Origin of the sequence: Marinobacter sp. F4218, from assembly GCF_019443085.1 — a bacterium.
In the GTDB taxonomy this organism is placed as follows: Bacteria; Pseudomonadota; Gammaproteobacteria; order Pseudomonadales; family Oleiphilaceae; genus Marinobacter; species Marinobacter albus.
On sequence record NZ_JAHZIL010000003.1, the window covers coordinates 2,266,180 to 2,285,113 of the forward strand.

13 protein-coding genes and 1 tRNA gene are annotated in these 18,934 nt (G+C 57.7%); 9 read left to right on the top strand and 5 right to left on the bottom strand.

All coding sequences use genetic code 11. The annotated features are described in order from the left end of the window. Nucleotides 1-47: 47 nt before the first annotated feature. Nucleotides 48-1,004, top strand: a complete 957-nt coding sequence (locus K0B93_RS14340) for a WD40/YVTN/BNR-like repeat-containing protein (protein WP_219867843.1) — start codon at nt 48-50, stop codon at nt 1,002-1,004. Between the two features lie 3 nt (nt 1,005-1,007). Next, the gene (locus K0B93_RS14345) at nt 1,008-3,449 is read left to right on the top strand and encodes an efflux RND transporter permease subunit (RefSeq protein WP_219867844.1); all 2,442 of its coding nucleotides are present in this window, start codon (nt 1,008-1,010) and stop codon (nt 3,447-3,449) included. A 9-nt stretch (nt 3,450-3,458) separates the two neighbouring features. On the opposite strand, the gene K0B93_RS14350 is transcribed toward K0B93_RS14345, so the two are convergent. From K0B93_RS14350 to K0B93_RS14370, 5 genes are all read right to left on the bottom strand, one after another. Continuing rightward, nucleotides 3,459-4,529, bottom strand: a complete 1,071-nt coding sequence (locus tag K0B93_RS14350; protein WP_219867845.1) for a helix-turn-helix domain-containing protein — start codon at nt 4,527-4,529, stop codon at nt 3,459-3,461. Nucleotides 4,530-5,155: 626 nt separating this feature from the next. After that, nucleotides 5,156-6,397, bottom strand: a complete 1,242-nt coding sequence (locus K0B93_RS14355; protein ID WP_219867846.1) for an O-antigen ligase family protein — start codon at nt 6,395-6,397, stop codon at nt 5,156-5,158. Then, nucleotides 6,390-7,127, bottom strand: coding sequence for a glycosyltransferase family 32 protein (locus K0B93_RS14360; protein ID WP_219867847.1), 738 nt, complete (start codon nt 7,125-7,127; stop codon nt 6,390-6,392). The genes K0B93_RS14355 and K0B93_RS14360 overlap by 8 nt, the downstream gene beginning before the upstream one ends. After that, a complete protein-coding gene (locus K0B93_RS14365) occupies nt 7,127-7,903 on the bottom strand; it encodes a glycosyltransferase family 25 protein (RefSeq protein WP_219867848.1) in 777 nt (258 codons plus the stop codon). The genes K0B93_RS14360 and K0B93_RS14365 overlap by 1 nt, the downstream gene beginning before the upstream one ends. 347 nt (nt 7,904-8,250) lie before the next feature. Then, a tRNA-Arg gene (locus K0B93_RS14370) sits at nt 8,251-8,327 on the bottom strand. A gap of 697 nt (nt 8,328-9,024) precedes the next feature. On the opposite strand from K0B93_RS14370, the gene K0B93_RS14375 reads away from it, so the two are divergent. The 7 genes from K0B93_RS14375 to K0B93_RS14405 all read left to right on the top strand — a co-directional run bounded on the left by K0B93_RS14375 (nt 9,025) and on the right by K0B93_RS14405 (nt 18,930). Then, nucleotides 9,025-10,335 (top strand): nucleotide sugar dehydrogenase, encoded by a 1,311-nt coding sequence (locus tag K0B93_RS14375; RefSeq protein WP_219867849.1) that lies wholly within the window; start codon nt 9,025-9,027, stop codon nt 10,333-10,335. A gap of 80 nt (nt 10,336-10,415) precedes the next feature. Continuing rightward, complete coding sequence (locus K0B93_RS14380; protein WP_219867850.1) at nt 10,416-11,900, top strand: glycosyltransferase family 2 protein; 1,485 nt, start codon at nt 10,416-10,418, stop codon at nt 11,898-11,900. Nucleotides 11,901-11,959: 59 nt separating this feature from the next. Then, on the top strand, nt 11,960-13,129 hold the full coding sequence (locus tag K0B93_RS14385) for an alginate biosynthesis protein Alg44 (RefSeq protein WP_219867851.1): 1,170 nt from the start codon (nt 11,960-11,962) through the stop codon (nt 13,127-13,129). A gap of 14 nt (nt 13,130-13,143) precedes the next feature. Then, on the top strand, nt 13,144-14,520 hold the full coding sequence (locus K0B93_RS14390) for a tetratricopeptide repeat protein (RefSeq protein ID WP_219867852.1): 1,377 nt from the start codon (nt 13,144-13,146) through the stop codon (nt 14,518-14,520). Nucleotides 14,521-14,566: 46 nt separating this feature from the next. Then, nucleotides 14,567-15,949, top strand: a complete 1,383-nt coding sequence (locus K0B93_RS14395) for an alginate export family protein (protein WP_219867853.1) — start codon at nt 14,567-14,569, stop codon at nt 15,947-15,949. 9 nt (nt 15,950-15,958) lie between these two features. After that, a complete protein-coding gene (locus K0B93_RS14400) occupies nt 15,959-17,509 on the top strand; it encodes a right-handed parallel beta-helix repeat-containing protein (protein ID WP_219867854.1) in 1,551 nt (516 codons plus the stop codon). Between the two features lie 2 nt (nt 17,510-17,511). Next, entirely contained in the window at nt 17,512-18,930 is a 1,419-nt protein-coding gene (locus tag K0B93_RS14405) for an MBOAT family O-acyltransferase (protein WP_219867855.1), read from the top strand. Nucleotides 18,931-18,934 lie beyond the last annotated feature (4 nt).

An 18,934-nucleotide genomic window follows, 5' to 3' on the forward strand; every position in this document is an offset into this window, starting at 1 on the left:
GGGTTCAACGCCCGCCGTTTCTTCTTTTCCGATCAGGTAAACCTCTCATGGCTAATTCAAACTTTCGGGCCGGGGCCGTCGCTCTGGCTCTGGGGGCGTGTGCGCCTGCTGTTTGGGCTGAAAAGCCGCCCCTGTCTTACGACATTTCCGCCGACCGGGTGGCCATCTTCGACCTCGCGAGCAATGAACAGGTCTATTACGCCGTCGGTGAGCGGGGCGTTCTGCTGACCAGCACCGGGCCTGTGCCGGATGCGTGGCAGAGCCAACGTCTGCCCGCCACCGACTCGGTGATGGGTATCGCCTTCGGGGAGAATGGCCGGGGCGTCGTGGTCGGCCACGGCAGCATGATTCTGTACACCACTGACCATGGCACCACCTGGACGCCGGTGGATGTGTCCGAGCATGGGCGAGGGGATCCGTTCATGGATGTCGCCTACCTGGGAAGCGGGCGGTTCCTGGCGGTGGGTGCGTTCGGACTGGTCATGGAATCAGTGGATGGCGGTGAAACCTGGCAGCCCGCGAGCATTTCCGAGGACTACTTCGACCGGCACCTGTACAGCATCGCCCGGGCGGGTGATGACTGGCTGCTGATCGGCGAGAGCGGTTCGCTGTTTGTCAGCGCCGATGGCGGCGAGCAGTGGGAAAAACTCGCGTCGCCGTACGAGGGATCCTTCTTTGGCGGCCTGCAGACGCCCGATGGTGCCTGGCTGCTCTATGGCATGCGTGGGCAGATCTGGCGTACCGAAGACGGCGGTGCGACCTGGAAGAAGGCGAAAGTGGACCTCGCCACCGCCATCAATGCCCATGAAACCGGGCCCGAGGGCCAGGTCTTCCTGTTCGGCAATGGCGGACAGGTGCTGGTGAGCGAGGACGACGGCCGTCATTTCTCGCCTGCTTCACGCAGTGGGTTGCCGGGTGATATTACCGCCGCGACCAGAATCAACGGCAAGTGGCTGGTGGCCGGCACCGCGGGCGTTCGCCTTTGGAATGGTCAGGGAGAATAAGTCATGAATTCAGAGCAGAAGAAAACGGGCTTGACCCGAGTACTGGCCCGCGGGGTGTTCCGATTCCGTATTACCTTGCTGGTGGTCATGGCGGCCATCACGCTGGCCCTCGGCTACTCCGCCAGTCATTTGCGCGTGGATGCGGGCTTCATGAAGATGATCCCGCTCAGTCACGAGTACATGGGCACCTTCCTGGACTACCAGGGCGAGTTTGTGGGTGCGAACCGGATCATGGTGTCCCTGCGCAACGAAAATGGCACGGTGTTCGACAAGGAATTCCTGAGCTCGTTAAAGCAGGCGACCGAATCCGTGTTTTATCTGGAGGGCGTTGAACGAAGCTCTGTGACGTCGATGTTCACGCCGAATGTTCGCTACTCCGAGGTGGTTGAGGAAGGTTTTGTCGGGGGTAACCTGATTGAAGCCGACTACTCCGGTACACAGGCAGAACTGAAAGAAATCCGGGAGCGGACCCTCAAATCCAGTTGGGTTGGCCAGATTGTCGCCAATGACCTGCGATCGGCAATGGTCGTCGCAACCCTTCAGGAAGTGAATCCGGACACGGGTGAGAAGATTGACCTGCAAGCCGTTGCGAACAACCTCGAGGACATCCGTTCCGAACTTGAGAACGAGTCCCTTGAAGTCAACATCATCGGTTTCTCCAAGGCCATTGGTGATATCGCCAACGGCGCCCGTGGTGTGCTCGTGTTCTTCGCCGTTGCGGTCGTTATTATCGCGGTGTTGCTGTACTGGTACACCCGCTCGAAGCGCCTGACCCTGCTCACCCTGGTCACCGCATCGCTGCCGGTTGTCTGGCTGTTGGGCCTGCTGCCGCTGCTGGGGCTCAGCCTGGACCCGATGTCGATTCTGGTGCCCTTCCTGATCTTTGCCATCGCCGTGTCGCACGCGGTGCAGATGTGCAATTCCTGGAAACTTGATGTGCTGGCCGGTGCCAATATCCGCACCGCGGCTGAAGACAGCCTGACCGATCTGGTGGTTCCCAGTGTGGTCGCGTTGGCGGCCAACGTACTGGGTTTCCTGGTCATTGCATTCGTCGATATCCAGATGGTGCATGAGCTGGCCGTCACCGCGACCCTGGGGGTTGGCGTCATGATTCTCACCAACTCGTTGGTGCTGCCGCCTCTCCTGTCGTTTACCAAGATGGATCAGCACGCACTGGACCGACTGACGGGTAAAGGCTCTCACTACTGGTTCTGGGAAAAGCTCAGCGTACTGGCAACCACACCGAAAGCGTGGGTGCCCATTGTCTGCGCTCTGGCTCTGACGGGCTATGGCATCTACCAGGCGGACCAGATGCACGTGGGGGATCTCGGGGACGGCGTACCGGAGCTACGTGATGACGCCCGCTACAACCAGGACGTCAGGGCGGTCACCTCGCAGTATTCCGTCGGTGTTGACGTACTGCAGGTCGTGGTTGAAGCCGACGGCGACAACATGCCCTGTGTTCAGCCTGAGCTGATGCAGCAGTTGGAAGAATTTGAACTGTTCCTTCGTCAGCAGCCGGGTGTGGCTTCTGTCGGTGCGCTGCCGGGGTTTGTGAAGGGCGTTACCCAGAACTACGCGGAAACCAACCCCAAGTGGCACGTGGTGCCGGGCAACCGCGCCCAGGTAGCCCAGGGTGTCGCGTTTGCGACCCGCGATGGCAGTACGCTGATGAACACCGCCTGTGACGCGATGGCCATTTCGGTGTTCCTGAGCGATCACAAGGCCGAGACCATATCCGGCATTGTCACGGCCATTAAGGAGTTCAAGTCCGTCTATGACAACGACACCCTGACCTATCGTCTGGCTTCCGGCAACGTCGGGGTGATGGCCGCCACCAACGAAGCGGTAACCGCGGCAAACCCGTGGGTCAACGGCGCGCTGTTCGCCTCGGTGACCCTGCTGTGTCTGGCCATGTTCCGCAGTCTCCGGATCAGCCTGTGCATCATCCTGCCGCTGGCCCTGGTGACGCTGCTGTGCAACGCCTTCATGTCATTGCTGGGCATCGGCCTGAAGGTGAACACCCTGCCGGTCATCGCCCTGGGTGTGGGCAGTGGTATCGACTACGGCATCTACCTGTTCGAGCGCATGAAGCACGAGCTGGATGCCCGCGACTGCAGCATTCAGGAGGCGTTTTTCGAAGCACTGAAGCAGCGTGGCACGGCGTCGGCGTTTACGGCGTTGACCATGACCGTCTCCGTGGCGACCTGGTACTTCTCGGACCTGAAGTTCCAGGCCGATATGGGGATCCTGCTGGCGTTCATGTTCCTGGTGAACCTGTTCGGCGCCATTCTGCTGTTGCCGGCGATCGCGGCGGTGTTGTTCCGCGACCGCTCGCTTGCAAAGCAACCAGACGAACCGGAATGCCCCGTCCAGAGCCAGCGGAAGGAAACCTCGACGGCTCAGGATGGTTTCTCGGGGGCCGGAGCCTATTCCAGAAGCTGACCTGAAGAGTTATCTCTGACCTTTGCCACCCCCCAGGGGTGGCTTTTTTTTGTCAGGATGGTTTTCCAGGCGGAATTCAGTTGGTGTGGTCTCCATGATGTCCCGGAAGGCCCGATTAAAGGAACTGAGGGTGCGATACCCGACATCAAGAGAGATGTTGAGAATGGGCGTTTCCGGTTCCCGGGCCAACCGTCGTGCGGCGTCTTCGATTCTCAGGTGGTTGATGTAGTCATTGAAGTTGCGATACCCGAGTGTCTGGTTGATGGTTTTGCGCACCCGGTACTCGGGAATTTGGAGGGATTCGGCCAGCCGCTTTAGTGTCAGTTTCTCGGTGGTGTAAAACCCTTCGTCCATCAGCCTGTTCAAGGCAGTCAGATCCTCGTTGTTCTCCAAATCGGCGGTTGCCCCCGAGGCGGGCGCAACCGCGTGTCCTGACGGTTGCGCCTGTTCAGTCTGGGTTTCGGGCGACAATTCAAGAATGCCCTCGCGGGCGGACACGAAACAGAGCAGGGTGGTCAGGGCCGCAAAGCTGACGATGATGCTTCGGGAATACTCGTGGTAGAGGCCGAAGTTCAGGCTGACGGTCGCGATACCGACGGAGCCGCCAACAATCAGCAGGAACGCCAGCCGGGCGCGTCGGCGGGACTCCACCAGATCCGCTCGCCAGTGTCGGATGACGTGCATGAGCGCATGCAGGACCACTATGTATTCAAACCACCGGCCCAGTTCCCAGCCAAAGAAGACCGCCAGGTCAGAAGATTCGCCAGCGATCACATGGGGTCTTGCCAGGGCCGGGACCACGAAGCTGTAAAGCGCCAGGAATCCCCAGACCGAGCGAAATCGGGGGCGCGACGCGAATATGAGTTGGCAGACAACCCAGAACAGGCCGGGCATGGCGGTTTGGAGGTCGGAGGCAATCCAGCGCCAGTCCTGTGGAACCAACGGAGCAACGAGATAGGCCGTGGCGGAGAGAAGAATCAGCAGAAAGATCTGCCCCACCAGCTGATGTCGAAAATCCCGCAGGATAATGAAGAACAGGCAAACCAGACAGCCGAGACCAAATCCCGTCAGGATGAGCAAAACGTTTCCCTCTAGTGCCGCATTTCTTGTTGTGTGAGCCGAGCTTACTGCAAGACGTGAGATTTTACAGCAGGGGATTCGGGTCCATTATTTTGCTCTGATTGAAATGTAGGTGCCAAAAACGGAAACCCGGCTCGTTCGTTTCTGTCCTGTAAATCACGAACCGACCGTCAATTGAAAACTTATTACTTACAGACTTTTGCCCATAAACGGCGGGTCCGGGCCTTGTTGCGAATTTCTATGGCCTGTTACTCGTTGAATTTGCTGACGAAATGCATGCAAAGTGACTACCAAAAAACCGCTTGTTAACACAAAAAGGTTCAAGTTATGAGAGTTCCCGGATAGCGATTGACAAGCTGGGGAAGGGTCAATGGTGGTTAGAGTTGGCAGAAGATTTGAACTGCTTGGAAATACCGTGGACACATCCAAAAAAATGCCCCCAGAGAGGATTCGAACCTCTGACCTCTGCCTCCGGAGGGCTCTATTTTGGGGTGTTTTTAGGGTGTTCTAGTGAGTCTCTAATTGGGCTGCCACAAGGTGATTCAAGCGATTAGATGGTCTATAGATTCGTTTGTAAAACCCTACTCCGGATGGTCCCACTATAGTGGTGAAAGTCCAATGATGGATCAATCATGATCGCCAGACCCTGAGGCCGTTTTTGGTGCTGCACCTGTGAACACCGCACAAAATGCTAAGGGCGCCCAAAAAAGAACCCAGTCAGGCTTCGGCGAAGATAGGAAACGGACGGTATCCGTTACGTTAATAGAGACGACTAACAGCACCAGCGCCAACATCCCCACGCGCACCTCCAGTGGTTCCTGCTTCATTAATGCGAGCCTGAGCATCAAAGAGCCGATAATCACGACAACCAACACCAGTGCGGGGACCCCGCCAACCAATAGTGCCTGAAGGAAGATGTTATGAGTATGATCAAACGTCACGCCGACACTTGTCACCAGATCCTTTCCAGGAAGCGTGTCGCTGAAGGCTGTCGCCTGTCCCACGCCAAATGTCCAGAACGACGAAGCATGCTGAATGACTGCCGTCCAGATTTCCAGCCGGTATGAGAGCCCTCGATCACTGGCCTTCTCTACAATCGATTCATAAGCGCCAGAAAACCATAACGAGGCGGCAAGCCCCACCAGCAGACCGCTTCCCCAGAGGAAAAGACTCTTTCTGTTCGCGGTTTTTATGGAAATACTGAACAGCAGTAGCCCAAACAGCAGAACGGCAGACCCTATCGGGCCTCGGCTTTGTGAGAGCACAACGAATAAAAAAACCAGGGCACCCGAAATAACCAGAAGAATCCAGTCAAGTAGCCCCACTCGATTTTTTGCCAGCAAGAACCCAATTGCTCCAAAAGCCCACAACACCAACAATGTCGAGGCACCCCGGATCGGATGATCGAGGAAGCCCGCGCCGGTGATCCTCTGAGAAAAATCCCCGTCCACGACATAGACCGCAACAGGTAGCAGAGCGGCCAGACCCGAGGTTAAAGCAAAACTTCGACCCATCGTACAAGGGTTGGCGACCCAGTAACGGCAAGCTATCGTGATCGCGAGTAAGAAAAGAGCGATCTCTAATCCCCAACGAAGCCGACGAAAATCCTGATAACCGCTCACATCACTTAAAAGGAAAGAGTTAACGACCAAATAACCAACCAGGGCGATCATTATCAGTATTGGAAAAGACAAAAACTCACTGGGTAGTTTTCGTTTGTAGACATAATAAAAAGCTAACGGGAGCGACAACCCGAAGAAAAAGAAACGAGCAATTTCTGCCCAGGGAAATAGTATTGAACATGCGAAAAACAACAAGACGGCTGCGGCGACAAGCCCCTCCAGCCTCCTCAAGGTAAAATCATTCATTAAGCAAGCCTTTGGCTACTGCAATTAATTCGTCAGCGGATAAGGAAAGGTCCATCATTTGAGAAGATTGAGGTGTGCTGGAGAAGAACTCGCACGCATAGACAGGTCCATTGCCCTTATATTTTATCCCGGAGTAATGAACTGGTATAAAAAAATGGCTCGGCAAAATCGTTGCAGTCTTGTCAGTGGACGACATCAAGGCTTTTGTAAATGCGCCGGGTCCCGTCAATTTCCACGCGGGCGAATAACGCCACGCCCTTCTTGAGAAAGAGAATCTTCTTGGCCAGCGTTCGAGCTCTGACAGATCCTCGACGATACTCTGAATGACCGGGTGTTGAGGTGCGCATCCAACGTACCCGTTTGCGACAAGACCCGGTCGGCTATATTCATTTTCCCAGACTGCAAAAAGGTCACACTCCAATAACCAGTCAGGTAGCGTTTCCAAACATACCGAGTCAGCATCGAGGGCTATTCCGCCCTCAGCCAAAAGAATCTCCCACCTCATGAGGTCGGCAATCGCGGCATATTGCCCCCCGACCTTCAGGGCATGCTCCATTAAATGCTTCGTCTTCCAGGGAGTATCACGAAGATCATCGTTATCCCAAACCTTTACTTCAAAGCCCTCGTGCATTTTTCGCCAGGTTTCGATGTAGGCGTTGGGGCGAAGCTTGTCGTCACCGACCCAGATGAAATGAAGTTTTTTCGGGATTTTCTGCTTTTTTTCCGCCATCAAACGGTTCTTTCGTTACGAACAGGGTAGGGGTGACCGGAATGATAGATCCGGAATTTCAGGTTATGAAAAAAGCGACGAGTGTTTTCAGTGAGCGAAAACAGCTCCCTTCTAGTTTTTGTTGAAAGGGCTCTTTTCGGTTTGTCCTCGTAGCCAATCATGGAGTCGAAAAGATAATCGTGTTTTATACATTCGGGTACGGTCCCGAAGCATTCCACATTATTTACCCAGAAACGGTCCATATACATATCAACAGCAAGATACCATTTGTCGGCGTTTGAGATGAGCTTGTGGGCACCTTTGGGCGTTAAATAGTAACCCATAGCACTCATCGGGCCCTTGGTATATTTGACGATGGCCAGGTCGCCACAGGAAGCGTAGGGGAGAACCTTATGGTGCTTTGTCTTGTTTTTGAAAAGGCGAACACATTCAATTCGATCGTCAAGCTTGCCCGCTACTTCCAGAAACTCCTCTAGTCTTTCGCCGACTACGGTAACGTCGTCCTCTAACACAATCACGGGCTCACCAAGCTCCAGGCAACGCTTCCAGACAAGGAAGTGGCTTGCGAAGCATCCCAGCTGTCCAAGGCTCAATGAATCACCCTTTATCTTCTTTCTCAGGCGATCGTCATAGCGATCGAAGAGGGGGTGATTTTGTTTTCTTCCATCAATTGCAGCAAATCGCTCAGCGACGAGGCCCATCTCGCTGAGCTGTCGCGAGATATGCTCCCATCTGTCCTTGGCTTCGTCGATGTTGATTACGATGATTTTGGTCACAAGGCCTTACTCGCTTCCGTACGATTAATCCAAGCTGACTTGGGTCCCTCTAGCTTAACCGTTCCCGGCTTTTTAGAGTGTATTTCAGCAGAGGGCGATGAGCGGAAATAACGATTTCCTTATCGCAGAGCATAGCATTCGGAAGAGCATCAAGACGGGCCGGGGGATTCAGGATTAAGGTCACTACCGATCGGCAGCTTGGAGTTTATGATGATGCCCACTGCGATTGAACGTTGATCTTATTCTTTTATGCCATGCAGCAAGAAGGCTTCCCAAGATGTTTGAGAGTTGCCGAAGGAAATGTCGCTATTGCGAAAGGAGAGTGTGAGTTGTTTTCGAGTGAAAAATGGCCCGCCCGAGAGGATTCGAACCTCTGACCTCTGCCTCCGGAGGGCAGCGCTCTATCCAGCTGAGCTACGGGCGGAACGAAAGTTGACGGCAGTGCGTCAATTTCGAGTGCGCAATCTTACGTGCGAAGCTCCCTTCTGTCCAGCCCTTCCCGCCGATCCGTCTTTTCCACCAGTTACGGTTGGTCGACTGCAAAATCCGAATCCTGAATAAAAGATGTTTCTTGTTTATGACGATTTGGAAACCGCCACAAGTGTGTAATGGATAGCTCCGCACCCTAATATCAATTATGCATACTTCTCTGCTTTTCTAATTCCTTTTGAATTAAAGATTCCCTCGAAAGTCAAAAATCTGCCGCAAGCACCGCCACTGTTTCTGGCGCAGTTTCACAGTTCATTCCCCTCAAAACATAAGTTTGCGCACCAGTCTGTCTTTTTCAACGCCAGAACCGCATCGAAGACATGTCAATGTCGGCACCTCAAAAAAATTATCCTTTTGTAACAGGAGTTTAAGGTTTTGTTTCTGTACGTTTTTGCACTGTAACGCAACGGTTACACCCGACTTCAAGCGCAGTACGGGTGCGCCGAATGTCAGTTCCGATCTGCAGGAGTTTTCTGAGACAGCCGGTGTAAAGGTGTGCTGTTACCGGCAACACGTTGGAGTTGGCGAGCCAATACAGGCGTTCCAGCCTGAGAACGACGGAAACCAGACGGTGGTCCGGTAAAGACGTCAAATACATGAATCGTTGATGTAACGAGAAGAGGACGAGTGCGATGAGAGTAAGCATATTTGGATTGGGTTACGTTGGCGCTGTGTGTACAGCCAGTCTGGCGCGCCGCGGTCATGAGGTGATCGGTGTGGATGTATCGCCGGTGAAGATTGATCTGATTAACAGTGGCCGTTCCCCGATCGTTGAACCGGGCCTCGAGGAGTTGCTGGGTGAGGGCGTTCGCAGTCGTCGCATTCGTGGCGTCACGGACGGTTATGACGCTGTCCAGAATTCCGATCTTTCCATGATCTGTGTCGGTACGCCCAGCAAGAGCAATGGCGACCTCGACCTGACTTTCGTCGAGAAGGTTGCTGGCGATATCGGCCTGGCTCTGAAGGAAAAGCCTGACTGGCACCTGGTGGTGGTACGCAGCACTGTCCTGCCGGGCACCGTCCGTGACCTGGTCATCCCGATTCTGGAAGAGGTGTCAGGGAAGAGGGCCGGCGAAGGCTTTGGCGTGTGTGTGAACCCGGAGTTCCTGCGCGAAAGCACGGCGATCAAGGACTATGACCAGCCGCCCATGACGGTCATTGGCGAGCTGGACGAGCGTTCCGGTGAGCTGCTGGCGGAGCTGTACGCGGATCTGGATGCGCCGCTGATCCGCAAGCCCATCGAAGTGGCGGAAATGATCAAGTACACCTGCAATGTCTGGCACGCCACCAAGGTCAGCTTTGCCAATGAGATCGGCAACATCGCCAAATCCATGGGCGTCGATGGCCGGGACGTCATGGACGTGATGTGCGTGGACAACAAGCTGAACATCTCCCGCTACTACATGCGCCCGGGCTTTGCCTTCGGCGGCTCATGCCTGCCCAAGGACGTGCGGGCACTGACTTACCGCGCCAACCAGCTGGACGTTCGCAATCCGTTGCTCAGTTCCATCATGAGCAGCAACGACGAGCAGGTAACCCATGCGTTCAATATTGTGACCGGCTACGGCCGTCGCAAGATCAGCATGCTGGGCCTGAGCTTCAAATCCAACACCGATGACCTGCGCGAAAGTCCGCTGGTTGAGTTGGCCGAGATGCTGATTGGCAAAGGCTACGACCTCAAGATCTTCGATCGCAACGTGGATTACGCCCGCACCCATGGCGCGAACCGCGAATACATCAACCAGAAAATCCCCCATCTCTCCAACCTCATGGACAGTGACCTCCGCGGCGTGGTGGAGCACGGCGATGTTGTCGTCGTGGGCAACAACGATGAGCTGTTCGAAACCATCATCGCGGACGTGCCCGAGGGCAAGCGCGTGGTGGACCTGGTGGGCTTCATGAAGACCACCACCAATGACGTGCTCGAAGGCATCTGCTGGTAAAGGCACGCCCCGGCCCCGCACCGGCGGGGTCGGGGAACCGGTTCGAATGAGATGTATGCAGGTATCTGGAGAGCATGAGCATGTCGTGGATGACGGATAACGCCCTGTCGCGGGCAGCAGGCTGGCTGTTTTACGTGGCCATTCTTGGTGCCCTTGCGGTCTCGCTGCCGCGGGAGTTCATCGTGCCGGGCGGGGCGCACTTTATTCTGTTGGTGGGTGGCATCGGCCTCTGGCGCTATTCGGTGGGCATCATCCATTTTGTCCGGGGCATGTACTTTCTGCACGTTGCCTACCCCCGAATCCGGGCCCAGGCCAGGAAGCTGGGCGATGAGGCCGCGCCTTCCCACGTCTATCTCATGGTGACCAGTTTCCGGATTGACGCGGAGACGACGGCCAAGGTGTACGCCTCCATCATTCAGGAGGCGATTGATTGCGGCTGGCCGACAACGGTAGTGGCGTCCATCGTCGAACTCTCAGACGAGATGTTGATGCGGGCGCTTTGGCGTCGTCTGGATCCGCCCGAGCGGGTGAAGCTGCGGCTGGTCCGGATTCCCGGCACCGGTAAACGCGACGGTCTGGCCTACGGGTTCCGGGCCATTTCCCGGGACGTGCCGGATGATAACGCCGTAGCGGCAGTGGTCGATGGCGACACGGTTCTGAACCCGGGCGTTGTGCGGGCCACGGCTCCCTACTTCCGCCTGATGCCGCATGTTGGCGCGCTGACCACCAATGAGTTCTGCGAGGTTCATGGCAGTTACCTGATGTCGGAGTGGCACAAGCTCCGCTTTGCCCAGCGCCACATCAACATGTGTTCGATGGGTCTGGCCCGCCGGGTGCTGACGCTGACCGGCCGGATGTCCGTGTTTCGCGCCAGCGTGATCACCCGTCCGGAGTTCATTGGCGATGTCGAATACGACTCCCTAAAACACTGGCGCCTGGGTCGTTTCCGGTTTCTGACCGGCGATGACAAGTCCAGCTGGTTCAGCATGATGCGTCTGGGCTACGACACCTTCTATGTGCCCGATGCGTCCATTCACACCGTGGAGCATCCGCCCGATCCGAGCTTTATCCGGTCGGCCCGACAGCTGATGTTCCGGTGGTACGGCAACAACCTCCGCCAGAACAGCCGGGCCACCAAGCTGGGGCCCCGTCGCCTTGGGTGGTTCACCTGGTACGTGCTCTGGGACCAACGCATCTCCATGTGGACCAGCATCCTGGGCCTGACCGCAGCCATCGTCGCCTCGCTGAAGTATTCGGGCGTGATTCTGGTGGCCTACCTCCTGTGGATTGGTCTGACCCGTCTGGTGCTGAGTGCATTGCTGATGGCGACCGGCCATCCGGTGGGGCCGGCCTACCCGGTCATCCTCTACTTCAACCAGATCTTCGGGTCACTGATGAAGATCTACGTGTTCTTCCGGCTCGACCGGCAATCGTGGACGCGCCAGAAAACCAGTTTCAGCACCGATTCGGCGTCGTTCCAGCAACGCCTGAACCGCTGGTCGTCGCGGGTGATGACCTTCTCCGCCGCCAGTGTCTTTCTGGCGACCGTGATGTTCATCGTCTGAGTCGTCATTTATCAGGGCAGAACGTTTTACAGAGAACTCACACAAGTAAGGGTTAAGCAATGAATACGGCAGCGATAGCACCGCAGTTTGTCCATGAATCCGAAGCCCAGCGACAGTATGCCCGGGTCCGAATGCCGGCCAAGCTGTTCATCAAGCTCGATGGCACCATGATGAAGTTTCCGGTAGCGGATGTGTCTGCCGGCGGCGTCAGCATCCATCTCGGCAATGAATCGCTGCGACAGGGCCATGTTTACAACGGGCGACTGGTTTTCAAGATCGACGGTTTCGACTTCGCGGTCGATGTCGATTTCGTGCCCAGGAACATGGGTGGGCAGGGCGACCGTTGCGGCTGCGAATTCCAGAATCTGGGCGCCAACGAGGTGTCTGTTCTGCGCTACCTGATCACCTCCTTTCTCAGCGGTGAGCTGGTGTCTGCCGGGGATGTGCTCAACACCCTTTCCCGGGAGAACTTCACCAAGTCCCGCAAGGGCAAAACCAATCAGGCGCTGGGTTTCTTTGCCAGCGCCAGGGCCATGATTGTCAGCCTGGTGGCGATGGGGATCGGCCTCATCGCGGTGGCCTTCGTGGGCTACCAGCTGTGGCAGATCTATTTCGTAACCACTGCAGAATCCGCCATGGTGGCGTCCGAAAACATACCGGTTCGGGTGCCCAAAGATGCGAAGGTCACCACGTTGGTGGAAGCCGGGGAGCAGGTGGAGGCCGGCCAGGCCATCGCCACGTTTGACGCGCCCATGCTGTCCTATGTCAACGAGCTGGTGGGTAATGGCAACTACACGGTTGAGCAGATTGAGGAACTTCTGGGCCAGAGCGTCCGGGGCACCCTGACCAGTCCCTGCGACTGCAAGGTGCTGAACCTGCTGCCGGCCGAAGACCAGTACATGAGCAAAGGTGAGAAGCTGGCCGTGGTCGCCCCCACCGATGCCTCCGCCCACGTGATTGCCCGCTTCAACTTCGCCGATGGCGGGGAGCTCGAAGAAGGGCAGTCGGTCACCCTGCGACTGCCCGGTGGTGACACCCAGCCCGGCCGAATCGAGTCGCTCTTTGTGGATTCGGAAACACCCAACCAGCCGGGTAACTCAATCAACGCCCTGATTCAGGCTGAAAAGCCGCTGCCGATGGAATCGATCGGTCGGCCCATCGGCGTCACCGTCGATGTTTTCCAGCTGGCCGCTGTTGAAGGCCTGGTCGACCGCGTGTCAGGAAATTGAGCGGAGCTGGCGTGATGTCTCGGAAAGCAGGCGTAATCAGCGTTCTCATGATCGGTCTTGCCGGCTGCAGTGGCGTGCCAGACATCGAGCGTGCTGAACGGGAAGCCGCGGCTGGCAACATTGAGGCCGCGCGGGCCCAACTGGAAGAACTGGCACGCTTCGGTATCGCCGATGCCCAGGTGGAATTGGGCGATCTATACGCGGAGAAGGATTCCGATGTGGCCCTGAAGAAGGCGTTGCATTGGTACGGCGAAGCGTCTGAGCAAGGCAGTGATCGCGCCTGGGTAAGGCTGGGGAAATTGCTGGCGCGGGAAGGTGGAAGTCCGGCACAGCGGGCCCGGGGTGAACAGTACCTGAAGAAGGCTTTCGCCGAGGGCGACGACAGTGCCCTGATGCCGCTGGTGGAGCTGTACCTCGAATATTCCAAGGAGTTTCCCGGCGCACAGCCGCGCAAGTGGATCGAGCGGGCCCGTGCGGCGGGTGATCCGGCGGGTGACCTGGCGCTGGCCCGGTATTACCTGATGGCGGGGCAGGCGGATGCCCGAGGTGGCGAGATCGCATCCCTCTGCGAGCCGATTGTGGAAGCCCAGCCCGAGTGTCTGATGATTCTGGGCCAGGTTTACCTCCGCCAGAACCGGACTGACGCCTTTGAGGCGCTGGTTGACCGGGCCAGGTCAGCCTGGGAAGCGGGCCGTATCACCGACCGCGATCTCTATCTTTTTGCCCGCTGGATGTCCGACGACGAGTCGCCGGCCAAACAGGTCACCCTCACCAACGAACTCTACCAGATGCTGATCCCTGGTTACGTGCCGGCGATGACCGGGCGAGCCCGGCTGATCATGGATAACACCTACCTGGCGGATTCCGAGGAGGTGATCAAGTTGCTGGAAGCCTCAAGGGCGGAAGGTGATCTGAAGGCTTCACTGGTGCTCGCCCGGATCTATGAGAGGGGCCGGATTGTGCCTCTGGACCCGGAAAAAGCGGTCAAGTATGCCAAGGAAGCCCGGCAAAAGTACGCATCGGCAGATTACCTGCTGGGTCGCATCTACAAGCGGGGTTATCTCGGTGAGTCGGATCCTCACAAGGCCCGGGATTACCTGCTCCGGGCCGCCCGGCGCGGGTTCCCGAAAGCCGACTACCTGCTGGCCGAGATGTTTTTGGAAGGCAGAGGCATAAAGGTCGACAAAACCTACGCCTGGGCTTTTGCGCTGCTTGCGCTGGAAGGTGGCGTCCAGCGGGGCAAGGACCTGCTGCTCGAGATGGTACCCAATATGCCGAAGGTTCTCGAGAACGAAGCCGAGGCCATCGCCAACCGGGAATTGTCCGCCCGACGTCAGTTGATGAAGCGGGAAACCGCTGACGCCCGAACGAACACCACCCAAGGGGGGTAAGAACAGAATGTTTTTTTACGAAACAACAGGTTTGCGGCCACTGCTGATGGCTGTTGGTTGCCTGGCGGCACTGCCGGCGGTGGCCCAGGACGAGTCCGAGGACGTTTCCTACCCGCAACTGCTGGACTTTTCGACCAGCACCAAGGCCAGTGCTATCAGCGAAGGCGACCGTCGTCTCGGACTGACGGACCGCAGTACCGAGTCCAATGAAGTTGGCCTCGACATCAAACCGGAGTGGGTGTGGCAACTGTCACCGCACTGGCGTTCGAAACTCAGGCTCCAGGCCTTTGCGGCCACCGGCCAGGTGGATGTCAGTGATGAGATCGGCGGCACCGAGACCGACGGCTTCTTCGCGCTTCGGGAAGCCTGGTTCGACTACAACGGCTTGACCGCCTATCCGGGCGAATCGATCCGCTTCGGGCGGGAACGCCTGAAAGAGGGCACCGGTACCTGGTGGGATGACGACATCACCCTGGTGCGCTGGATCTTCGATACCACCTTGCTGGATACCACGGTGGGGGTTGCCGACAAGATGTCGGAAGCGCGCACCGACGTCAATGAACTGCCGAAAGAGGAGCAGGACATTGCCCGGTTCTTTGCCTCCACCCGATGGCAATGGCGGAAAGATCATTACCTCACCTTCCTCACCACTCATGCCGAACGTTACGGCGACCGTGAGGACCTCAGGCCCGATTCGGAAAGCGGGACCCCGGCGCGGGTTCCGGGCTCGCTGACCTGGGTCGGTTTCCGGGCGGATCAGGCCTACTTCGACTGGCATTCGCGCAGCACGGTCCAGTATCTGGCGTCGTTTGCCGCGGTGGCCGGCACGGATGCGCGGCTGAGCGAGGATCCGGCTGCAGCGAACGGGTTTACCCGGGAAGAGCGTGATGTGTCCGGTTGGGCGGCGGACCTCGGCTTGCGGGCCCAGTTGGTGGAAAGCCCGCGCTGGGTTGTGGGTGTGCACGGCGCCATGGCGTCCGGCGGGGAGAAGCCCGGAGAGTCCGACGCCTTTCGCCAGACCCAGATGGAAAGCAACCGGTCACGATTCACCGGCACCCGATCCCAGGTGGCCCGCTTTGGCGAGGCAATCCAGCCCGAGTGGAGCAACCTCAAGGTCGCGACCGTCTACACCGCGCTGACGGACCGGGACTGGTGGGCCGCCAACCTGCTGTACCACAAGTACTGGTTGAGCGACGTCTCGGGGACCGTGATTTCCGATCTGGTCGAACCCGGCTTTACCGGTACCAGTGACGACCTGGGGGAATCGGTGGACATGGTGCTCGGTTACTACGGCGCCCGGGATACCGGAACCTGGTCCGACATCGATGCCCGGATTCGGGCGGGCGTGTTTTTTCCTGGTGACGCCTACGGTGACGACGCCGACTCGGCCCGGCATCGGGTTGTCCTCGACGTGACCAAACGTTTCTAGGGAGTGGCCATGAAACACCATTGGGTCCTGACAGTAACCACGGCCGCCATTATTGTGGCGTTGCCGATGACCGTTGAAGCCCGGCTGACGGAGGAACTGAAGCCGTCCGAGCCAGCGCCGATGTTTGAGGTCGAGGATTACGGTATCGAGATGGCGTCCGGCGAGTCCATCACCCGGCCGGATCCGGAGCTGCCGGACGCCTCCCAATACAACCGCGAAGCGGTGGAAGAACGGCTGTCCGAACGGCCGGACGAGCGGCCGAATGTGAGTGTTGAAAGGATAGCCGGAGTCAGCGCCCTCGGGGACTTCGTGGATGAGGGGCGCGCCCGGGAATGGGTCATTCGCCAGTATTCCCATCCCCAGGCGATCCTGGTCAATAGCGGCAAGGCAACCCTGGACGATGTGTTTCGCCAGGTGGACGATGCCCGCTACATGGAGCGTAACGAGGATGGTTCGTACATCATCCGGCTTCCGCTGGTGGTGCGCCCCGGCGCGACTCTGGAAATCCGCGATGAGACGCTGCGGTTGTCCGAGGAACGGGGCGCGTTCCTCGCCAATGACAGCTGGCTGTTCGTGATCGACAGCACCATCATCGGCTGGCGGGAAAAGGCGAACGGCCCGGCGACCTTCCAGAAGAAGTCCAACTTCCGGCCTTTCTTTGTGGGCTGGGGCGGCAGCGAAACGTTCGTGCTCGGTTCCGACTTCGCCAGCCTGGGCTACAACCAGAGTAAGTCCTACGGCTTCTCCATTGCCCAGTATTCGAAGTACGACAACGCCCGGCTCAAACGCTCGGCTCCCCATGCCTGGCTGATCGAATCCACGTTCCGGGACATCTACTACGGCTTTTACTGCTACGAGGCGGAAGACGTCGCGATCGTCAACAACACGTACCGCGACAACATCGTTTACGGCATTGATCCCCACGATTATTCGAGCAACCTGCTGATTGCCGGCAATCACGTGTATGGAACCTTGGAGAAGCACGGAATCATCATCTCCCGCGAGGTCAATGACAGCTGGATCCTGAACAACCGCAGCCATGACAACGGCCTCTCCGGCATCGTTCTTGACCGCCAGAGCAGCAACAACGTGGTGGCCAACAATGTGGTGCATGACAACGCTGGCGATGGCATCGGGCTGTATGAATCGCCGAACAACCTGTTGTGGGGCAACCGGCTGATCAACAACCTGCGCAACGGTATCCGGGTACGCAACAGCACCAATGTTGGCGTCTATCACAACATTGCGGCACTGAACGGGACCTTCGGGGTGCTGGGCCAGATCAAGGATCTTTCCGCCACGGACCGGAACTTTGAGGAGGACTTCTACCACCAGGCGGTGTCCCTCACCGTTGTTGGCGGCAAGTTGGCCTCTAATGCCAGTGGCCCCTTGTCCACCGACAATCCCCAGTACATCGAGCTCTATGACGTCGACATGCGTTTCCCGCGTTCCGATGTGGGGATTCACTTTGACGGTGTCCTCGGTGCCTACCAGACCGAAATCTTCGATGCCTTGCTGAACAACCATCGTGCGGTGCGGCTGACGCCCGTCGGAGACTGACTATGGTTTTTTCATCCAACATCTTTCTGTTCCTGTTTCTGCCGGCGTTTCTGGGGTTGTACTACCTGACGCCGTTCCGACATCGTTCTCTGGTCATCCTGCTGGGCAGTTACGCCTTCTATGCCTGGTGGCGGGTGGACTTTCTGTTGCTGTTTGTTGCGGTCACCGTCTGGAACTATGTGATCGGGCTTGGCATACACCGCGCCGGCATCGGTACCGCGCGGGCCCGCAAGTGGGTCGGTGTCGGGGTGGCGGGAGACCTTGCCACGCTGGGGTACTTCAAGTACGCCAATTTCGGCGTGGGCAGCCTAAACGAGATTTTCCTGTCGCTGGGATACCAGCCGCTTGAGCTGGCGCACATCATCCTGCCGATCGGAATTTCCTTCTACATCTTTCAGGCCATTTCCTACGTGGTGGATGTGTACCGGGGAGATACCGAGCCGACCCGGCGCTTTGTGGATTTCGCGGCATTCATTGCGCTCTTCCCCCAGCTGATCGCCGGGCCGGTGCTTCGTTACAAGGATCTGGCGGACCAGTTCACCTACCGGACCCACACCCTTGAGAAGTTTGGTGAGGGGGCGACTCGTTTCATGCAGGGGTTCGTCAAGAAGGTGTTCATCGCGGATTCCATCGCGCCTCTGGCTGATGGTGCCTTTGCGCTCTCCGATCCTTCCACGGCGGACGCCTGGCTGGGGATCCTGGCGTACACCGCGCAGCTCTACTTTGACTTCTCCGGGTACTCGGACATGGCCATCGGTCTCGGGCTGATGATGGGGTTCCGGTTTCCCGAGAACTTCAACCAGCCCTACATCAGTCAGAGCATTACCGAATTCTGGAGGCGCTGGCACATCAGCCTGTCGAGCTGGCTGCGGGATTACCTTTACATCCCCCTGGGAGGGAACCGCAAAGGTGTCTTCGGGACCTACCGGAACCTGATTCTGACCATGTTGCTTGGCGGTCTCTGGCACGGCGCCAACTGGACGTTCCTGCTCTGGGGGGCATGGCACGGGGGGTTGCTGGCCATCGAGCGTGTCCTGGGTGTTGATGCGGGTGACCGTAGATTCCGGGTCAGTCGCTGGGTCATGACCTTCCTGTTCGTCATGTTGGGCTGGGTCACGTTCCGGGCTGCGAGCATTGGCGATGCCTTCAGCTTCTACCAGGCGATGTTCAGCTTCGAGGGCTTCAGCCTGAGTGCGGTCTACCTGCAGGAAATCCGGGGACTGAACCTGGCGATCCTGGCACTCGCGTATCTGGTGGTACTGGTGATGGGCCTCAGGGAACGGCTGCCCTGGTCACCCGATCCGGCCTTTGTGAACCGGATGCGGGCAGCGTTGCCGACGTTGCTGGTGCCGGTCTTCTTGCTGGCGGTTCTCAAACTGTCGGCGGAAAGTTTCTCACCGTTTCTCTACTTCCAGTTCTGAGGGG